The sequence below is a fragment of the Pseudarthrobacter sp. RHLT1-30-1 genome (assembly GCF_059383415.1).
In genome coordinates this window covers 15,025-30,709 of the sequence record NZ_JBWZCG010000019.1, presented here as the reverse complement: position 1 = coordinate 30,709, position 15,685 = coordinate 15,025, and the positions used below count along the sequence as shown (strand labels likewise).

15 protein-coding genes and 1 pseudogene are annotated in these 15,685 nt (G+C 67.0%); 8 read left to right on the top strand and 8 right to left on the bottom strand.

Annotated elements, in window-relative coordinates; all coding sequences use genetic code 11:
* Positions 1-10: 10 nt before the first annotated feature.
* From AC50YM_RS14020 to AC50YM_RS14010, 3 genes are all read right to left on the bottom strand, one after another.
* A complete protein-coding gene (locus AC50YM_RS14020; RefSeq protein WP_494957563.1) occupies positions 11-676 on the bottom strand; it encodes a transmembrane-type terpene cyclase in 666 nt (221 codons plus the stop codon).
* Between the two features lie 145 nt (positions 677-821).
* Positions 822-2,138: an ATP-binding protein gene (locus AC50YM_RS14015; protein ID WP_494957562.1), complete on the bottom strand. Its 1,317-nt coding sequence runs from the start codon at positions 2,136-2,138 to the stop codon at positions 822-824.
* 197 nt (positions 2,139-2,335) lie between these two features.
* The gene (locus AC50YM_RS14010) at positions 2,336-2,932 is read right to left on the bottom strand and encodes a DUF305 domain-containing protein (protein WP_494957561.1); all 597 of its coding nucleotides are present in this window, start codon (positions 2,930-2,932) and stop codon (positions 2,336-2,338) included.
* A 144-nt stretch (positions 2,933-3,076) separates the two neighbouring features.
* Between AC50YM_RS14010 and AC50YM_RS14005 the strand changes: the two genes are divergently transcribed.
* Together AC50YM_RS14005 and AC50YM_RS14000 are read left to right on the top strand one after the other, a co-directional pair.
* Entirely contained in the window at positions 3,077-3,412 is a 336-nt protein-coding gene (locus AC50YM_RS14005; protein ID WP_494957560.1) for an ArsR/SmtB family transcription factor, read from the top strand.
* A 107-nt stretch (positions 3,413-3,519) separates the two neighbouring features.
* Positions 3,520-4,593, top strand: coding sequence for a cation diffusion facilitator family transporter (locus AC50YM_RS14000; RefSeq protein ID WP_494957616.1), 1,074 nt, complete (start codon positions 3,520-3,522; stop codon positions 4,591-4,593).
* Here the strand turns inward: AC50YM_RS14000 and AC50YM_RS13995 are convergent.
* The 3 genes from AC50YM_RS13995 to AC50YM_RS13985 form a co-directional block, all read right to left on the bottom strand.
* Positions 4,590-5,537 (bottom strand): L-lactate dehydrogenase, encoded by a 948-nt coding sequence (locus AC50YM_RS13995; protein WP_494957559.1) that lies wholly within the window; start codon positions 5,535-5,537, stop codon positions 4,590-4,592. The two genes, AC50YM_RS14000 and AC50YM_RS13995, sit on opposite strands and share 4 nt — an antisense overlap.
* Before the next feature lie 44 nt (positions 5,538-5,581).
* On the bottom strand, positions 5,582-6,199 hold the full coding sequence (locus tag AC50YM_RS13990) for a uracil-DNA glycosylase family protein (protein ID WP_494957558.1): 618 nt from the start codon (positions 6,197-6,199) through the stop codon (positions 5,582-5,584).
* Between the two features lie 131 nt (positions 6,200-6,330).
* On the bottom strand, positions 6,331-6,636 hold the full coding sequence (locus AC50YM_RS13985) for a type II toxin-antitoxin system YoeB family toxin (protein WP_494957615.1): 306 nt from the start codon (positions 6,634-6,636) through the stop codon (positions 6,331-6,333).
* Here AC50YM_RS13985 and AC50YM_RS13980 point away from each other — a divergent pair.
* A complete protein-coding gene (locus AC50YM_RS13980) occupies positions 6,584-8,938 on the top strand; it encodes a glycoside hydrolase family 3 C-terminal domain-containing protein (RefSeq protein WP_494957557.1) in 2,355 nt (784 codons plus the stop codon). The two genes, AC50YM_RS13985 and AC50YM_RS13980, sit on opposite strands and share 53 nt — an antisense overlap.
* On the opposite strand, the pseudogene AC50YM_RS13975 reads toward AC50YM_RS13980, so the two are convergent.
* A pseudogene (locus AC50YM_RS13975) lies at positions 8,935-9,296 on the bottom strand (HNH endonuclease); the annotation flags it as partial. The gene AC50YM_RS13980 and the pseudogene AC50YM_RS13975 overlap by 4 nt on opposite strands.
* A 250-nt stretch (positions 9,297-9,546) precedes the next feature.
* Between AC50YM_RS13975 and AC50YM_RS13970 the strand changes: the two are divergent.
* Positions 9,547-10,056, top strand: coding sequence for a hypothetical protein (locus tag AC50YM_RS13970; protein WP_494957556.1), 510 nt, complete (start codon positions 9,547-9,549; stop codon positions 10,054-10,056).
* A 10-nt stretch (positions 10,057-10,066) separates the two neighbouring features.
* Here AC50YM_RS13970 and AC50YM_RS13965 read toward each other — a convergent pair whose 3' ends face one another.
* Positions 10,067-11,572: an amidohydrolase gene (locus AC50YM_RS13965; protein ID WP_494957555.1), complete on the bottom strand. Its 1,506-nt coding sequence runs from the start codon at positions 11,570-11,572 to the stop codon at positions 10,067-10,069.
* A 355-nt stretch (positions 11,573-11,927) separates the two neighbouring features.
* Here AC50YM_RS13965 and AC50YM_RS13960 point away from each other — a divergent pair, with 355 nt between their 5' ends.
* Genes AC50YM_RS13960 through AC50YM_RS13945 form a run of 4 tightly spaced genes read left to right on the top strand, consistent with a single transcriptional unit; the run spans position 11,928 to position 15,647 of the window.
* Complete coding sequence (locus AC50YM_RS13960) at positions 11,928-12,299, top strand: hypothetical protein (protein WP_494957554.1); 372 nt, start codon at positions 11,928-11,930, stop codon at positions 12,297-12,299.
* The gene (locus AC50YM_RS13955; RefSeq protein WP_494957553.1) at positions 12,296-13,351 is read left to right on the top strand and encodes a zinc-dependent alcohol dehydrogenase family protein; all 1,056 of its coding nucleotides are present in this window, start codon (positions 12,296-12,298) and stop codon (positions 13,349-13,351) included. The genes AC50YM_RS13960 and AC50YM_RS13955 overlap by 4 nt, the downstream gene beginning before the upstream one ends.
* On the top strand, positions 13,348-13,794 hold the full coding sequence (locus AC50YM_RS13950) for a flavodoxin family protein (protein ID WP_494957552.1): 447 nt from the start codon (positions 13,348-13,350) through the stop codon (positions 13,792-13,794). Before AC50YM_RS13955 ends, AC50YM_RS13950 begins: the two co-directional genes overlap by 4 nt.
* Positions 13,795-13,829: 35 nt before the next feature.
* Positions 13,830-15,647, top strand: coding sequence for a DUF4389 domain-containing protein (locus AC50YM_RS13945; RefSeq protein WP_494957551.1), 1,818 nt, complete (start codon positions 13,830-13,832; stop codon positions 15,645-15,647).
* Positions 15,648-15,685: the final 38 nt, after the last annotated feature.

The following is a 15,685-nucleotide window of genomic DNA, read 5'->3' as shown; positions in this document are numbered from 1 at the left end:
CAACGCGGGGTCACCTCGCGCCCATGCCGGGCCCCGGCATCGGCGATAGCTGACCCCGCGTTGTGTTTGCCCGGGTTCGTGCCCGCCACAGCAGACCGATGTAGGTCAGATCGAAGATGCTGCAGAGGATGCCGACGCCAAGGATTAGTGCCGAGTTTCCGTACCAGCCGAACACGATGGTGGGGGCCAGCGTCCCGATCCATTTGGCTACCGCAATCAGCAAAGTCTGGCCCCTGGCGCCGCCGCGGGCTACAAACATCGCGATGAACAGCCCGGACATCAGCAGGTTCTGCAGGAACGCCGCGTAGCGCCCGGCATCCTCCCAGCCGAACTCGAGGACGAACAGCAGCTGAACCGCGAACGACATGATGCCCAGCAGAAGCGCCCAGCCGATGAAGAGCCTCCGCGTCACCCAGACCGGCAGTTCGGAGCGGCCAAACCTGAGGAATGTGTACACAATCACGACATCGGTGATGCCCCACACAATGTTGAAGACTCCTTGCGTGGAAATTCCGGTCGCAATGGACCGTACGGCGTAGACAGTCTCCCAGGCGAAGTTCAGCCCAAGCGCAGCGGCCGGGATCGCGTAGCTTCGGTCCCTGAACCCGATCCGGATGGCATCAACGTAGACGGCGGTCCAGGCGAGTCCGCTCACGAGTGTCAGAAACAGGATCACGGTTTCCTCTCCGACTCATCTCTCGAAGCAACGCGGAGTCACATCGCGCCCATCGCCGTGCCCGGCATGGGCGATATCTGACTCCGCGTTGAGGTTGACCCCGCGTTGAGGCTGACCCCGCGTCGGTCGCTGGAGGGGGCTGGAGTTAGACCCGGCCCAGGGCGTCGATGTCTTCAAGGAATTGCTGGTGGACCTCGTCGCTGACCGTGGTCCGGGTGTCCGCGATCGCGTCGAGGTAGTCCTGCGTCGCCGGGCCTTTCCGGACCGCGTCGCGGGCAGCGGGGCTTCCGCCGGATGCCAGCCCGCCGTCGTCGTACACCGCCTTCTCCAGCGCCCGCTGGGACGCGCTCCGGGCCGCGTATTCAATGTCCGCAGGGGAGAAACCTTCGGTCCGTTCCACCAGCAGCTCCACGTCAACATCGTCCACGACCGTGGCGGGAATAAAGCGCTGCCACATCGCCTCCCGGGCCTGGCGGTCGGGCAGGCCGATGGGGATGACGTAGTCGAAGCGGCCGTGGCGCAGGAATGCGGTGTCCAGGGCCCGGATGAAGTTGGTGGCGCACACCAGCAACCGGCCGGGCTGCTCGCGGAAGGCCGGGATGATCTTGAGGAGTTCGTTGGTGACGCCCTGCAGCGGCGACGGCGGCTCGCCGGAACGCTGGGAGGCGATTTCCTCCACCTCGTCGATGAAAACGACGGCGTGTTCCAGTTCGGCGATCTCCAGGAACGTCTCGCGCAGCGCACCGGCGAGGCCCTTGGGATCGGCGGCGAGGCGGGAGGGGAAGACCTCCACGAACGGCCACTCGAGGCGGGATGCGATGGCCTTGGCGAACGTGGTCTTGCCGGTGCCGGGAGGGCCAAAGAGGACGACGGCGCGCGGCGGCACTACACCGTACTCGTCGGCGAGGTCGGCCTCGGCCAGCGGAAGGACCAGACGGCGTTCCAGCAGCTCTTTCTCATTGCGCATGCCGGCGACGTTTTCCCAGAGGTCGCGGGCCAGGATCCGGCCGCCGAGCAGGCCAAGGGGCTCGAGTTCCTGGCGCTGCACCGGGATCTTCCGCTCGAAATAGCGCAGGTTCTTCTTCAGCACAAAGCCGCGCCCCAGAAACGCCTCGACCCGGGTCTCGGCTTCCGGCATCAGTGCGGAGAGCTTGTTCAGCCCGTGCGGCGCCATCCGGTTCTCGACGGCGGCCAGTAGCGAGGTGCCGATGCCGCGGCCGCGGAACTCGGGGAGGGTGGCCAGGAAGACGATCCAGCCCTGGTCGTGGGCGGCGCGGCCGACGGCGGCGCCCACCACCTGATCGCCCTGCACCGCGACGACGGCGTGGTCCTTCTCGCAGGAGGCCAGCACCTCCGAGAGCGCGTAGACCGGTTCGACGTTGGTGGCCTTGAGCGACTCCCAGAGGTGCAGGATGCCGTCAAGGTCGGCGGAGTGGAAATCCCTGATTCGCCAGTTGGTCATAAGGTGTCTCCCGGGTGGTTCGTCGCTGAGCCAGTGTTCGTCTGTCTGCTGAGCATATGCGAGCCGGCTTCCTTGGAGGTTGCGCGGACGTTGCGTTACGGCGCCGCCGCGGGCTGCCGTGACCCTCGAGGTGACATTTCGCGCCCATGTTGTCGACGGCGATGGGCGCGAAGTCTCACCTCGAGATCGCCGGGCGGCTAGAGCCCCGCGAGCAGATCTTTCATTTCCTGGATCTCGACCGTCTGGGAGGCTGCAATGTCCTTGCCCAGCTGGATGGCTTCGGCGCTCTTGCCGCTCCGGACCTCGGCATTGGCCATCTCGACGGCGCCTTCGTGGTGCGCGATCATCTGGCTGAGGAACAGCTTCGCTGCTTCGGTGCCCTCGGCGGCGTCGAGCCTGGCGAGGTCGTCGCCGCTCATCATTCCGGTCATCGAGTGGCCGCCGGGCGCCTGCGTGGATTCGTTCCAGTCCCTGAGCCAGCCGGTCATCGTCCCAATCTCGGGCGCCTGGGCTGCCTTGATCTTTGTTGCCAGCGTGATGATCCTGGCGTCGAGGCCCTGCTTCTTCAGGATCATGTCGCTCATCTCGACCGCCTGGGCGTGGTGCGGAATCATGCCCTGGGCAAACATCGCATCCGTGCCGTTGTGGTCGGCGGCCGCGGCCCGGCTCGCGGCCACGCTGCTGTGGTCCATGCCCGGCATGGTGCTGCCCCCGGAACCGGCGCCGGTAGAGCAGCCCGCCAGGGCAAGAACGGTGGCAACGGCGGCGGCGGAAATGGGGAGAGTCTTCTTCATCGGAGATCTCCTTCCTCAATCATGGGTTCGGACGGTTGCACGACGCCTTCAGGCTACCTGTCGTCAGCCACTGCCACCGCAGAGTGTTCCGCCACGCAGCAGGCCAAAATTGCGTGGCGGTGGCATCCGTGACATTATCCGCGTATGAATGCAGATATGCAGGTTGGGATCGACAGTCCCCATGTGGAGCTCGCCGTCGAGGTGTTTTCCATGCTGGCCGATGCCACGCGGGTCCGGTTAATCCTTGCCTTGGGGGAGGGTGAGTTGCCGGTCAATGTCTTGGCGGAGCGGGTTGGGAAGCCGGCTGCTGCCGTTTCCCAGCATCTGGCCAAGATGCGGCTTGCTGGCATGGTAGCCACGCGGCAAGAAGGCACGAAGGTCTTTTACCGGCTGCAGAATGATCATGCCCGTCAACTTGTGATGGATGCAATCCATCAGGCGGAACACGCGCTCGGCACGGCCCCAGGGCACGAGGCGTGAACCGCCCGTCGGACGCCGTGGACGAACAGAGCCACAGCGAGGACAAGGAACACGTCCACGACGCCGGCCACATCCACGACGCCGAGCACGTCCACGACGCCGGCCACATCCACGACGCCGAGCACGTCCACGACGCCGGCCACGGGCACCCCGATGACCACCCCCACCCGCATGACCACGCGCATGACCACCCGCATGACCACGACCACGACCACGCGCACACCCACGCCAAGGGTCTGAAAGGTTGGCTGCAGTCGGTCTTTGTCCCGCACTCGCACGACGCCGCGGACTCCATCGACGAGGCCCTCGAAGCCAGCTCCCAGGGAATCCGCGCGGTCAAGATCTCGCTGCTCGGTCTCGGCGCCACTTCACTCTTCCAGCTCGTGATCGTGCTGATCAGCGGCTCCGTGGCATTGCTGGCCGACACCGTGCACAACTTCTCCGATGCGCTGACCGCGGTCCCGCTCTGGATTGCGTTCCTGCTGGGCCGCCGCAAGTCCACCCGGACCTACACCTACGGATTTGGCCGGGCGGAGGACCTCGCCGGGCTGTTCATCGTGGCGATGATCGCGCTGTCCGCGGTGGTGGCCGCCGTCGAGTCCATCCGCCGTTTCTTCGAGCCCCAGCCCGTGCACAACCTCGGCTGGGTCCTCGCCGCCGGGCTGGTGGGCTTCGCCGGCAACGAACTCGTCGCCGTCTACCGGATCCGGGTCGGCCGGCGGATCGGTTCCGCGGCGTTGGTGGCCGACGGCATCCACGCCCGGACGGACGGCTTCACGTCGCTGGCGGTCGTCGCGGGCGTCATCGGCGTCTGGCTCGGTTTCCCGCTCGCGGATCCGATTGTTGGCCTGCTGATCTCCGCCGCCATCGTCGTCCTTCTGTGGGGCACGGTGCGCGACGTCGGGCGGCGGCTGATGGACGGCGTCGACCCTGGACTGACGGAGCGGGTGGAGACCATCATCGCGGAACACTCCCGGGCCGGGGGAACCGCACGGCTGCGCTGGTCCGGGCACCGGCTGCACGTCGAGATCATGGTGCCGATCGCCACGGATGCGCACCTGGTTGAGTTCTCCTCGGTGACGGCCAATATGGACGCCGGGGTTCGGCGTGCCCTGCCGCACGTCGGCTCGGTGACGGTAGTGCCCGTCTTCGCCACGACCGAGCAGCCACTTTCACCCTAGATCCCGAGCGTGGCGAGACTCCGTCGAAGGGTCTCCGCCGAGTGGTGCAGGGCGGCAAGTTCGCCGTCGTCCATCGGCGTGTCCAGGATCTGATGGACTCCGCCGCGCCCGACGATGCTGGGCAGGGACAGTGCCACCCCCGTGATTCCGTACTGCCCGTCCAGCACGGTGGACACCGGCAGGACAGCGTTTTCCGCGCGCAGCAGAGCTTCCACGATGCGCGCGCCGGACAGCCCGATCGCGTAGTTTGTGGCGCCTTTCCCGGCGATCACCTTGTAAGCCGCTTCCTTTACTTCCTGCGCGGTACCGGCGAGGTAGTCGGACGTGAAGACGCGGTCGCCGTCGACCTCCCAGTTACGAATCGGGACCGGGCCGATCGTCGCGCCGGACCAGATGGGGAACTCGGTGTCGCCGTGCTCGCCCACCATGCTGGCGTGCACGCTGGTGAGGGAGACGCCGGCCTTCCGCGCCAGCAGCCAGCGCAGCCGGGACGTATCGAGCACCGTGCCGGAGGAGAAGATGCGCGAGGACGGTAGCCCGGAGATCTTCTGCGCCGCGACGGTCAGCACATCGCAGGGGTTGGTCACCAGCACGTAGACGGCCCCGGGGGAGTGCGTCAGCAGCTGAGGCATGAGCTGTTCCAGGATGCGGACGTTGGTGCCGGCCAGGTCCAGCCGGGTCTGCCCCGGCGCCTGTTTCGCCCCGGCGGTGATGACGACGACGTCGGCCCCTGCGGTGGCGGTGATGTCACCGCCACCGGTGACGCTGACCGCGGCGGCGGCAAATTGGGTGCCGTGGGCCAAATCCAGCACCTCGGCCTCGGCCTTGGTTGCGTTGACGTCAAAGAGGGCGACGTTACTTGCCGAGCCGCGGATCAGGGCGGCGTAGGCCAGCGAGGTGCCCACGCTGCCGGCACCCACAATTGCGAGTTTTGACCCGGACACGGCTTCCTCTTTCCCCCGCAGGCTGCTCCGCTAGAGGTGCTGGATTAAAGGTGCTGGATGCCCGCCCGCTGCATGGCGTCCTTGTAAACCTCTACGTTCTTGCTCAGGAGTTCATCCTGCTTCGTTGCCGAGACGGCGAACGCGCGGCCACCCAGGGCGGTGGCCTTGTAGATCTTGACGCCGCGGTTCTTCAGGGACGAGTGGTAGGTCTTCTCAAAAAGCGTCAGGAAGGCGTGGGCGTCGGCGCCGTGGGCGATAACGGCAGACACGCGCTTGTTGATCTTGAGGAACTGGCGGAATGGCCGCAGGCCGTCCGTCTTCTCCTGGACGTTGAGCGCTGACGGCAGGTCCGGGTCGCGGACCCAAGGGTAGGCGTTCCACGGCATCACGTAACGGGGATCGAGCTCGACGGCCTCGTAGATGGAGGTGGCGCGGCGGGCCGCCTCGTCATCGTTGAAGTGGGACACGAAGCCCGATTCGGTGCCCTTGCCCGGCGCGATGTGCAGGCTGACGATGCGGCACTCGTCCTCGTCGTGGACGGGATCGATGTAGGGGACGACAGACCCCGGCTTCTTTTCCATCAGTTCGTCACAAAGCTGCGTTACGGCGGCGATGTTCGGTTCCTGCAGCAGGGTCTTCTTTTCGTCCCAGTCAATCGTCACGATTTCTCCCTCAGCGCTCGGCGTCCAGAATCAGGCGTCTGCTTCCACTCTACGCTTTTGAGCGCTGGGGCGTTCTTGTGGGTCGCGGCGGGTTCCGTTCCGGCGTCGCAGGCGGGTCCGTAAACCCCTAGTCAAGGCCCGAGAGCCGGGCGTACGCTTAAGACGCCTGCAGGTAACCATCTGGTTTGGCCGGGTCGTTCAGGACATGAAAATGTCCGAGCCATCTCATAGCGAGATCGCGAAGGTACCTGCAGGCTTTTGCGCGCTGGCGAAGCGCCAAATCCTAGCGGCCCGCCGAACGAGCTGATGACCAGCCGATGTTCACCGCTGATGCGGCGCGACCCGCAGCCGTCGAAGCCGTGTTTGAGCGGTTCCGGCTTTCCGATGCCTTCGCTGCCGTTGCCGCTGCCGTTGCCGCTGCGCGCGCTGCCTGTGATGAGTGCGTCGGTCCGTGTGCGGATCGAACGGTCCGCGGACGTTACCGCGAGCCTCTGGGCCCTCCTTGCCGCCGAGGGCATGATGGAACTCGTCCGTAGCCCCAACCCGCAGTGGCGCCCAATGCCCCGCCGGGACGAAGCCGAAAGCAGGCAACGCGTGAACCTTGAAGCGATGGAACGGGCCCGGGAAGTCGAGGTGCAGCTGACGGATGAGGAGCGGTTCTCCCTCCTGATCAGCGTCCAGGGCACCAACGGCGTGCTGACGGAAAAGGATCCGCGTATCCCTGACGGCGTCCCGATGAGCGCCGGCTACACCCCCGGGATCCCGCGGCTCGGCATCCCCGCCCTGCTGATGACCGACGCGAGCCTGGGCGTGACCAACCCGGGCTACCGGGAGGGCGACACCGCGGCCGCGCTCCCGGCCTCGATCGCCCTGGGGGCCAGCTTCAACCCCGATCTCGCCCGCAGGTCCGGGCAAATGGTGGGCCGGGAGGCCCGCAGTAAAGGGCTCAACGTGCTGCTGGCCGGTGGACTCAACCTGCACCGCGATCCCCGCAACGGCCGAAACTTCGAGTACCTGTCCGAGGACCCGTGGCTCACGGGCGTTCTCGGCGCGGAATCAGTCAAAGGCATCCAGAGCGAGCAGGTAATCTCCACGGTCAAACACTTCTCGCTGAACTGCAACGAAACCAACCGGCACTGGCTGGACGCCGTCATCGACCCGGCTGCGCACCGGGAATCGGACCTGCTCGCCTTCGAAATATCGATCGAACGCGCCCGCCCCGGCTCGGTCATGACCGGCTACAACAAGATCAACGGCATCTACGTGGGCGGGAACGAGGACCTGCTGCAGGGCATCCTCAAAGGCGATTGGGGCTTCCCCGGATGGGTGATGTCCGACTGGGGCGCAACGCCCAGCTGGGACTTCGCGCTGCGCGGCCAGGACCAGGAATCAGGCGCGCAGATCGACGTGATGATGTGGGGCCAAGAGACCTTCACAGTACCGCTGCGTGAGGCCGTCGAGGCCGGCGACCTCCCCAGGGAACGCCTCTCGGATATGGTGCGCCGCATCCTCTACGCCATCTTCGACGTCGGGATCGACCGCTGGGAGGGAACGCCCGACGTCGACCCCGCCGCCCATGCCGGCATCGCACTGGAGACGGCCCGGCAGGGGATTGTCCTGCTCAAGAACGACGGCGTGCTGCCGCTGGCGGCGCCGTCCGATACCGGTGCGCCGTTCAGGATCGCGGTCATCGGGGGACATGCCCAGCTGGGCGTCGTCACCGGCTGCGGCTCCAGCGCCGTCACCCCGCCCGGCGGGTGGGCCGAAGTCCACTCGATCGGCGGCCCGGGCATTATGGGCGTAATGCGGAACCTGTACCTGATGCCCTCCTCCCCGCTGGCGGAACTGCAGAAACTGCTGCCCGACGCCGAGATCGACTTCGATCCCGGGATGAGCCCGGCCGAGGCTGCGATGCTGGCGCACCGCTCCGACGTCGCCATCGTTTTTGGCATCCGGGTCGAGGGAGAAGGCTACGACAATGCGGACCTGACCCTGCCCTGGGGCCAGGACGCCGTGATCGAGGCCGTCGCGGACGCCAACCCGAACACCGTTGTCGTCCTCGAGACCGGAAACCCGGTGGCAATGCCGTGGCTGCCTAAGGTCAGGGCCGTCCTGGCGGCCTGGTACCCCGGTCAATGCGGTGGCCAGGCGATCGCCGAAATCCTCGCCGGCGTCACGAACCCGTCCGGGAAGCTCCCGCTGACATTCCCGACCGGCCTCGAGCAGACGCCGCGGCCGGAACTCGCTGGCCTCGGCACGCCATGGGGGACCCCAACGACGGTCAACTACACCGAAGGATCCGACGTCGGCTACCGCTGGTTCGCGAAGACCGGGCAGGAACCCCTGTTCGCGTTCGGCCACGGGCTCAGCTACACCCGGTTCAACTATGGGGACCTGACGGTGCAGGACCGGGGTGGGGTCCGCGCCGAGTTCACCGTTACCAATACGGGGCCCCGGCGAGGTGCCGACGTCCCGCAACTGTACCTTCTGGAGGAACCGGCCGGGCCGCGGATGCGGCTGCTCGGCTTCGAGCGGGTGGAACTCGACCCCGGCGAATCACGGACCGTCTCGCTGACCGTTGATCCGCGGCTGCTGGCGTCCTACGACCAGGATGCCGGGCAATGGCATTCACCCGGTGGCAGCTACCGGCTGGCGCTGGGTCACTCCGCCGGCAACTACCCCGTGGAAGCCGATGTGACCCTGGCTGAGTCCTGGTTCGGGCGGAAGCCGCTCGGCTAACACGGCGGTGTCTCAGGCTGCGGATGATGCATCGCCCCTGCCCGCGGTCTGGAGTGCCTGAGGACCTTGGCGGCGTGCCGGAGTTCGCGCCGCTGCCGGAAGCCAAGTGATTCAAATTGCGGTGTCCCCGGTAACGGGGTTCCGGGCAGGGGTGGTGCGGTGGATTGGTAGGTGTGGCCGGTGGGGGTGGTGGTTTCGAGGGTGTGTCGGGGCCGGGGCGTGGGTGTGTGGTCCAGCCGGGGAGTTCTTTGGTGTGGTTGCAGGCTTCGCAGAGTCCGGCGCCGTTGTTTTGGGTGGTGGGGCCGCCGTTGTGCCAGGGGATGATGTGGTCGTGGTGGCGGATGGGGGCGTCGCAGTAGCTCCTCCAGTTCACGGAACTGCCCCGTCAGCCCGGAACCGGCCCCGCCGTCGCCGCCGGAGGCTGGCCGGACAGCGGCCAGGGAACGGGCCACCCCGGTGACCGTGACTTGTCCTGCCGGAGCCTCGTCGGGCCCCTGATTGCCGTCCATGGAATCGAAACTAGCGGGCACCTCAGACATTAAGGGCGGCCACGAAAGTTGCGTATCAGTAAGCTTTGAGTGAACGCAGCGCCCTGACTCTAGGAACCCATGCCAATCAACAGACACTCACTCAAACAGGACGGGTTCACCGGGTTCCGGCCGCTCGGGGACCTGGACATCAACCGGATCCCGCAGAAACCGGGGGTCTTCGCCGTGTTGCGGCCCGAGGGCTTCCGGCCGCAGTTCCTGGCGAAGAGCACGGCCGGCATTTTCAAGAAAAAGGACCCGAGCCTGAAGCCGGAAGCGCTGGACGCCGAATGGGTCGACGGCGCGGACGTGCTCTACGTGGGAAAGGCCGGCCCCGGGAGCAAAGGCAACCGCGGCCTGCGCCGGCAGATCCAGGAATTTGTCGACTTTGGCGCCGGTAAGCCGCCCGGCCATTGGGACGGCCGGCTGATCTGGCAGCTCGCCGCGGCCGGGTCGCTGATCGTCGCCTGGAAAGAACTGCCCGTCGGACAGCTCAACGAGGCCGAAGCGCTGTACCACGCCGGCTTCGTGGAGGAGCATGGCCGGCTGCCCTACGCCAACCTGGTCCAGACCCGCGTCAAGGGTGCTTAGCTGCCGTCGGTCAGAGGCCACCTCGGAAAGTGAACCGCCCGGCCACCAGCGTCGCGGCCACCGGCATGGCTGCAAAGACAGCGTCGGAGACCGCCAGCGGGTCGTCGTCGAGCACGGCGAGATCCGCCGGATCGCCCACCCGGATCCGGCCCCGTCCGCGCGATGACGCCGTCAGGGCCTCCTGACGGGTCAGGGCCTGCTCCGGGTGCCAGGGTTCCCGTCCGTCCTGCCGGGACCTGGTGGTGGCGGCAGACATGGCGGTCCACGGTTCCAGCGGCGCCACGGGCGCGTCGGAGCCCAGCGCCAGGGTCGCCCCGGCGGCCAGCAGCGACCGCAGCGGGAACGCCCGGTCCGTGCGACCGGCCCAGTTGGAATCGGCAGCATCGCGGTCATCCAGGGCATGGGCCGGCTGGACGCTCGCCGTCAGGCCCAGCTCGCCGAAGCGGGCGAAGTCCTGGCCGCGGACAAACTGGGCATGCTCAATCCTCCCGGCGATCCCGGCCGCAGCGAAGGCATTCAGGGCCACCTCGTTGGCACCGTCGCCGATGGCGTGCACCGCCGGAACGAAGCCGGATTCCCGGGCCCGGACCAGCAATTCCAGCAGTTCCGCCTCGCTCACCGTCAGCAGCCCGCGGCCGCCGTGCGGATACGGGTCCACGCAGAACGCTGTGCGGGTGTTCAGTGAGCCGTCAATCAGCACCTTAAGCGGGCCGACCCGCAGCAGCCCCGACCCCTCGCCGGACGCCCCGCCGCCGAGCTGTTGTCCGGTCCGCATCCCCTCCGCAATGGCCCTCGCCAGGTCCGGCGGGTAAACGCCGGCGTCCACCCGGAAGTACTCGAACCCGCCCGCCATCCGGCGCTGCCACACGTCCCGGTTCCAGGTCATTTCGAAATCGACAATCCCCACGATCCCGCGTGCCGCCGCCGCCTGACCGGACTCCCGCACCCAGGCATCCACCACGGCACCAGGCAGCCGGCCCAGCTCGCGGGTCAGGTCAAAGGCCGGTTCCTCGCGCAACAGTCCGGAGGCGTCCACCGCCACGCCGTAGCGGTCGGCCGCCGCGCTGTTGAGCCACACGCAGTGCAGGTCATGGCTAAGCAGTGCTGTCGGCAGGCCCCGCGTGGCGCCGTCGAGCAGCGCCAGCGTCGGAACATCCGGCCAGCGGGCGTCCCGGAACCCGACACCCACGGCCGTCAGCGCGGCGTCGTTGTGGCCGGACAGTGCGGAACGGACGACGTCGGCCGCCTCACGCGCCGAGGCTGCGCCGGAGAGGTCGATCCGGTTGGCGGCGAGGGCCCACTGGGTCATGTGGACGTGCTCATCCCACAACCCGGGGATGACGTAGCGGCCGTCCAGGTCAACCACGCGGGTACCGGTGTTGCCGGGAGTCCCGGCGGGAGTGATCCGCGAAACGACACCGCTGGTCACGTGCAGGTTGTACAGCGCCGTCCCGCCCGGGAGGCGCGCGGAGGCGAGCACGAGGTGGCTCACGGCTTTGGCTGGGGTCGCAGGCATAGGAAACAGGCTATGGTCCGGAGCGCCGTGCGCCAATCCGGACCCGCCGGCGCCGCCGCCGGACACCTGAGCCACCGGATTACGGGCGCCGCGCCGGTCAAGGGACTTTCGCCCCTTGCCCCGGACACAGGCCACGATCAAGCTGAAGTTGGGGCGGTTCATGCACGGCCATTGGGGGATGAACCGCTTGCTCGTCAGTTGCACGGTCTCGCTCGAACCTTGGGGAAGGAAAAGGCATTCTGCAGGTTCCCGTTTCGGCGGGATCACGGCAGGAGACCGCCGCCAAAATGACTGTCATCAGCGATTTTTGTAGTTTTGAGTCCGCTCACCGGCAGCGCGGGAGCTCTGACGCCCCGTGACACACAGGCAATACGGAAACCGGTCCAGCTCCTACTACGCCCACCCGTCCCATGGGGATCCCCGCATCAAAGTCCTCATCCGGATCGACGCCGTCGAGGCGTCGGCGAGAGTCGTTGTGCGGGGCGTCGTTACGCCCGCAAATATCCGTGCCCTCTACGTTGTCTGCCGCCGAGTGGCAGCCAAACTTCCCGGGTACGAAATCATCGTGGACCTGGCCCATGCACGGGTGACGGCCGATGCCATGGAGGAACTCCACGAGCATGCCCGTCGCTCAGTTCTTTCCTCCGGCATCGACGCCTCCGTTACCCCGTGCCGTCTGCGCATCATCGATCCGCCCGCCATCCTCAGAATCAAGGAGAACGCATGAAAGCCCTCGTCTATGGCGGTCCCGGAGAAAAGTCCTGGACAGATGTCCCCGATCCCAAGATCCAGAATCCCAGCGACGTGATCGTCAAAGTGGATACCACCACAATCTGCGGCACGGACCTCCATATCCTGAAGGGGGATGTTCCCGCGGTGACGAAGGGCCGGATCCTTGGCCATGAAGGTGTCGGGACCATCACCGAGGTCGGCTCCTCGGTCACCAGCCTAAAAGTGGGCGACCGCGTCATCATCTCCTGCATCAAGTCCTGCGGCCACTGCGCCAACTGCAAGACGGGGCTTTACTCGCACTGCATGGGCGAGGAAGGGGCATCCGGGATCGGATGGGTCTTCGGGCACCTGATCGACGGCACCCAGGCAGAGTATGTCCGCGTCCCGTACGCCGAGAACTCCCTGCACCTGCTCCCCGAGGGCGTCACCGACGAGCAGGCCGTAATGCTCTCCGACATTCTCCCCACCGGCTTCGAAATCGGCGTGCAGTACGGCCGCGTCAAGCCAGGGGACACGGTCGCCGTCATCGGCGCCGGTCCGGTGGGCCTCGCCGCCATCGCCACCGCCGGACTCTACGGGGCCGCGACCATCATCGCCGTCGACCTTGACGCTAACCGGCTGGACAAGTCCAGGGAGTTCGGCGCCACCGACGTCGTGCTCTCCGGCGACGCCGACTGGAAGGAACAGGTGCTCGCGCTGACCGACGGGCAGGGTGTGGACGTGGCAATCGAGGCGGTCGGCATTCCGGCGACCTTCAGCATGTGCACGGACATCGTGCGCCCCGGGGGAAACGTGGCCAACGTGGGCGTGCACGGCAAGTCCGTGGAGCTGCATGTGGAGAACCTCTGGATCCAGAACATCAACATCAGCATGGGGCTGGTTAATGCCAACACCACCCCGATGCTGCTCAAGCTCGTGGCCCAAAAGAAGGTGCCGGCGGAGAAGTTCGCCACCCACCACTTCAGCTTTGATCAGTTCCTGGAGGCCTACGACACGTTCGCCCGCGCCGCGGAAAGCAAGGCGCTGAAGGTCGTGATCACGGCATGAGGGCCCTGGTTGTCTACGATTCGGCGTACGGCAACACGAGATCTGTAGCCGAGGCGATCTCCGCCGCGCTCGACGGGATGCCCGCGGAGTCCGTCCCGGTCGGAGACTTCAGGCCCGGGACGCTCGCAGCGGGGGACCTCCTCGTGGTCGGAAGCCCAATCAACGGCTGGCGCCCGACGCCGAAGATCACCGCGCTGCTCTCGGCGCTGAGCCACGGTTCCCTCACTGGCGTGAAGGCCGCCGCTTTCGATACCCGCGTTCGGATGTTCATCCACGGCGACGCCGCGAAGAAGATCACGCACGCCCTGAAGGCCGGCGGGGCCGACATCATCGCCGAACCCATGCCCTTCTACGTGAAGGGCAGCGAGGGACCCCTCCGCGACGGCGAAATCGAGAAAGCGAAAGCCTGGGCGCACACCCTACTCACCTCCCTTACGAGATGAGCCAGCTGATCTGAGTCATTGAAAGGACGGCGGCCATGCGAACAGGCCGGATTGTCATGCTGGTGCTGGGAACGCTCAGCGCCCTCCTCGGGCTGGGATTGCTGGCGGCCGCCGGAGCCGCGGGCTTCGCCAACTATCTGCAGCGCGACAACGGGTACTTCACGACCCCCTCGGAACGCTATTCCACGAACTCCTACGCCCTGACCACACCCCGCCTCGACATCATGACCGAGGGCGGAGTGCCGGACACCGCGCCGGTGGGCGTGGTCGGAAGCGTCCTGCTGGGCGGGTCGGCGGTGTCCGGCAAGGAAGTCTTCATCGGGGTGGGACCGAGGAGCGACGTGGCGGCCTACCTCGACGGCGTCAGCCATTCCGAGATTGCCGAGGTCCGTTTCAACCCGTTCCGGGTGGAGTACCAGGATAAGGCCGGTGCCAGGATTCCGGCCAGGCCGGCGGACCAAGGCTTCTGGGCTGCGTCCGCCACCGGCGCGGGGGAGCAGCAGCTCGAATGGGACCTGCGGTCCGGCAGCTGGGCCGTGGTGATCATGAACGCTGACGGCAGCGCCCCGGTGGCCGTGGACATGAAAGCCGGAGCCCGTTCCAACCTGCTGTGGCCCGTCTTCATCGGGCTGTTGATCGGCGGAGTGGTGCTCCTGCTCATAGGTGTTCCGCTGATCGTGCTTGGCGCTGCAGGGCTGGGGCGCGGCAAGAACGGGCACCCCCTTCCCGGGCGGGCCATGTCCGGACAACCCGTTTACGGGTATCCCCTTCCCGGCCAACACCTGTCCGGGCAAACGCAGGCCGGGCAGCCGCAGCCAGCGGCCACCGGCTCCGCACCGCCGCTCTACGCAGCGGCCACCGCACCGGGTTCCGTGCCGGAGGCGGTGCACGGGCCGGTGCCGGGCGCCCCGCCGGGTTCCGGCGTCATCTATCCCGCCCGGCTCAGCGGCTACCTGGACCCGAACCTGTCCCGCTGGAAGTGGCTGTTTAAGTGGCTGCTGGCGATCCCGCACTTCATCGTCCTCATCTTCCTCTGGTTTGCCTTCGTTGTGGTCACCATCGTTGCGTGGTTCGCGATCCTCTTCACCGGGCGGTACCCGCGCTCGCTGTTCAACTTCAACGTCGGGGTGCTCCGCTGGGGCTGGCGGGTGTCCTTTTACGCGTACTCGGCCATCGGCACGGACATCTATCCGCCCTTCACGTTGGAACGTACCGACTATCCCGCTGATTTCGACGTCGACTACCCCGAGAAGCTGTCCCGGGGTTTGGTGCTCGTCAAGTCCTGGCTGCTGGCCATCCCGCACCTGCTGGTCATTGCGCTGCTCACCGGGGCGCCCCAGACCTGGAGGTACCGCGACGGCGATTGGGTGCAGGTCGGCACTGGGCTCTCGCTGTTTGGGTTGCTGGTCCTCATCGCCGGGGTCATCCTGCTGTTCACCGGTGCTTACCCTCGCGGTCTGTTTGACTTCCTGATGGGCCTGAACCGCTGGATCTACCGTGTCACGGCGTACGTGGCCCTGATGCGCGACGAATACCCGCCCTTCCATCTGGACATGGGGCCGCGGGACCCGGGAGACGCATCTGCGATTCCTGCTCCGGCCCCTCCCGCAGGGCCCGGATACGCGACAGTTCCTGGCGGTCCGGGGGGGGCCCCACCCGGACCGCTGTACGGGCAGCCCGCCCCCGGTTCCGCCGGCGCCTCCGCGCACCGGCCCGCCGATAGCGAGATGGGCTTCTACGGCATCGGCGGACCTGCAGCCCACGGCCCGGGCGACCCGCCTCCCGCCGGATCCCCACCCCCCGGCACCGACAACCCGGACGCCCGGCCACCCGTCCAGTTGCCGCCGGCCTGATCGCTCCTCTTGCCAGCGGCTCCAGGCGGGAACATAGT

Excerpts from the sequence above, each read along its gene's own strand:
- AC50YM_RS14015 (WP_494957562.1), bottom strand. The coding sequence starts at position 2,138 with ATGACCAACTGGCGAATCAGGGATTTCCACTCCGCCGACCTTGACGGC.
- AC50YM_RS14010 (WP_494957561.1), bottom strand. The coding sequence starts at position 2,932 with ATGAAGAAGACTCTCCCCATTTCCGCCGCCGCCGTTGCCACCGTTCTT.
- AC50YM_RS14005 (WP_494957560.1), top strand. The coding sequence starts at position 3,077 with ATGAATGCAGATATGCAGGTTGGGATCGACAGTCCCCATGTGGAGCTC.
- AC50YM_RS13980 (WP_494957557.1), top strand. The coding sequence starts at position 6,584 with ATGCCTTCGCTGCCGTTGCCGCTGCCGTTGCCGCTGCGCGCGCTGCCT.
- AC50YM_RS13970 (WP_494957556.1), top strand. The coding sequence starts at position 9,547 with ATGCCAATCAACAGACACTCACTCAAACAGGACGGGTTCACCGGGTTC.
- AC50YM_RS13965 (WP_494957555.1), bottom strand. The coding sequence starts at position 11,572 with ATGCCTGCGACCCCAGCCAAAGCCGTGAGCCACCTCGTGCTCGCCTCC.
- AC50YM_RS13955 (WP_494957553.1), top strand. The coding sequence starts at position 12,296 with ATGAAAGCCCTCGTCTATGGCGGTCCCGGAGAAAAGTCCTGGACAGAT.
- AC50YM_RS13950 (WP_494957552.1), top strand. The coding sequence starts at position 13,348 with ATGAGGGCCCTGGTTGTCTACGATTCGGCGTACGGCAACACGAGATCT.
- AC50YM_RS13945 (WP_494957551.1), top strand. The coding sequence starts at position 13,830 with ATGCGAACAGGCCGGATTGTCATGCTGGTGCTGGGAACGCTCAGCGCC.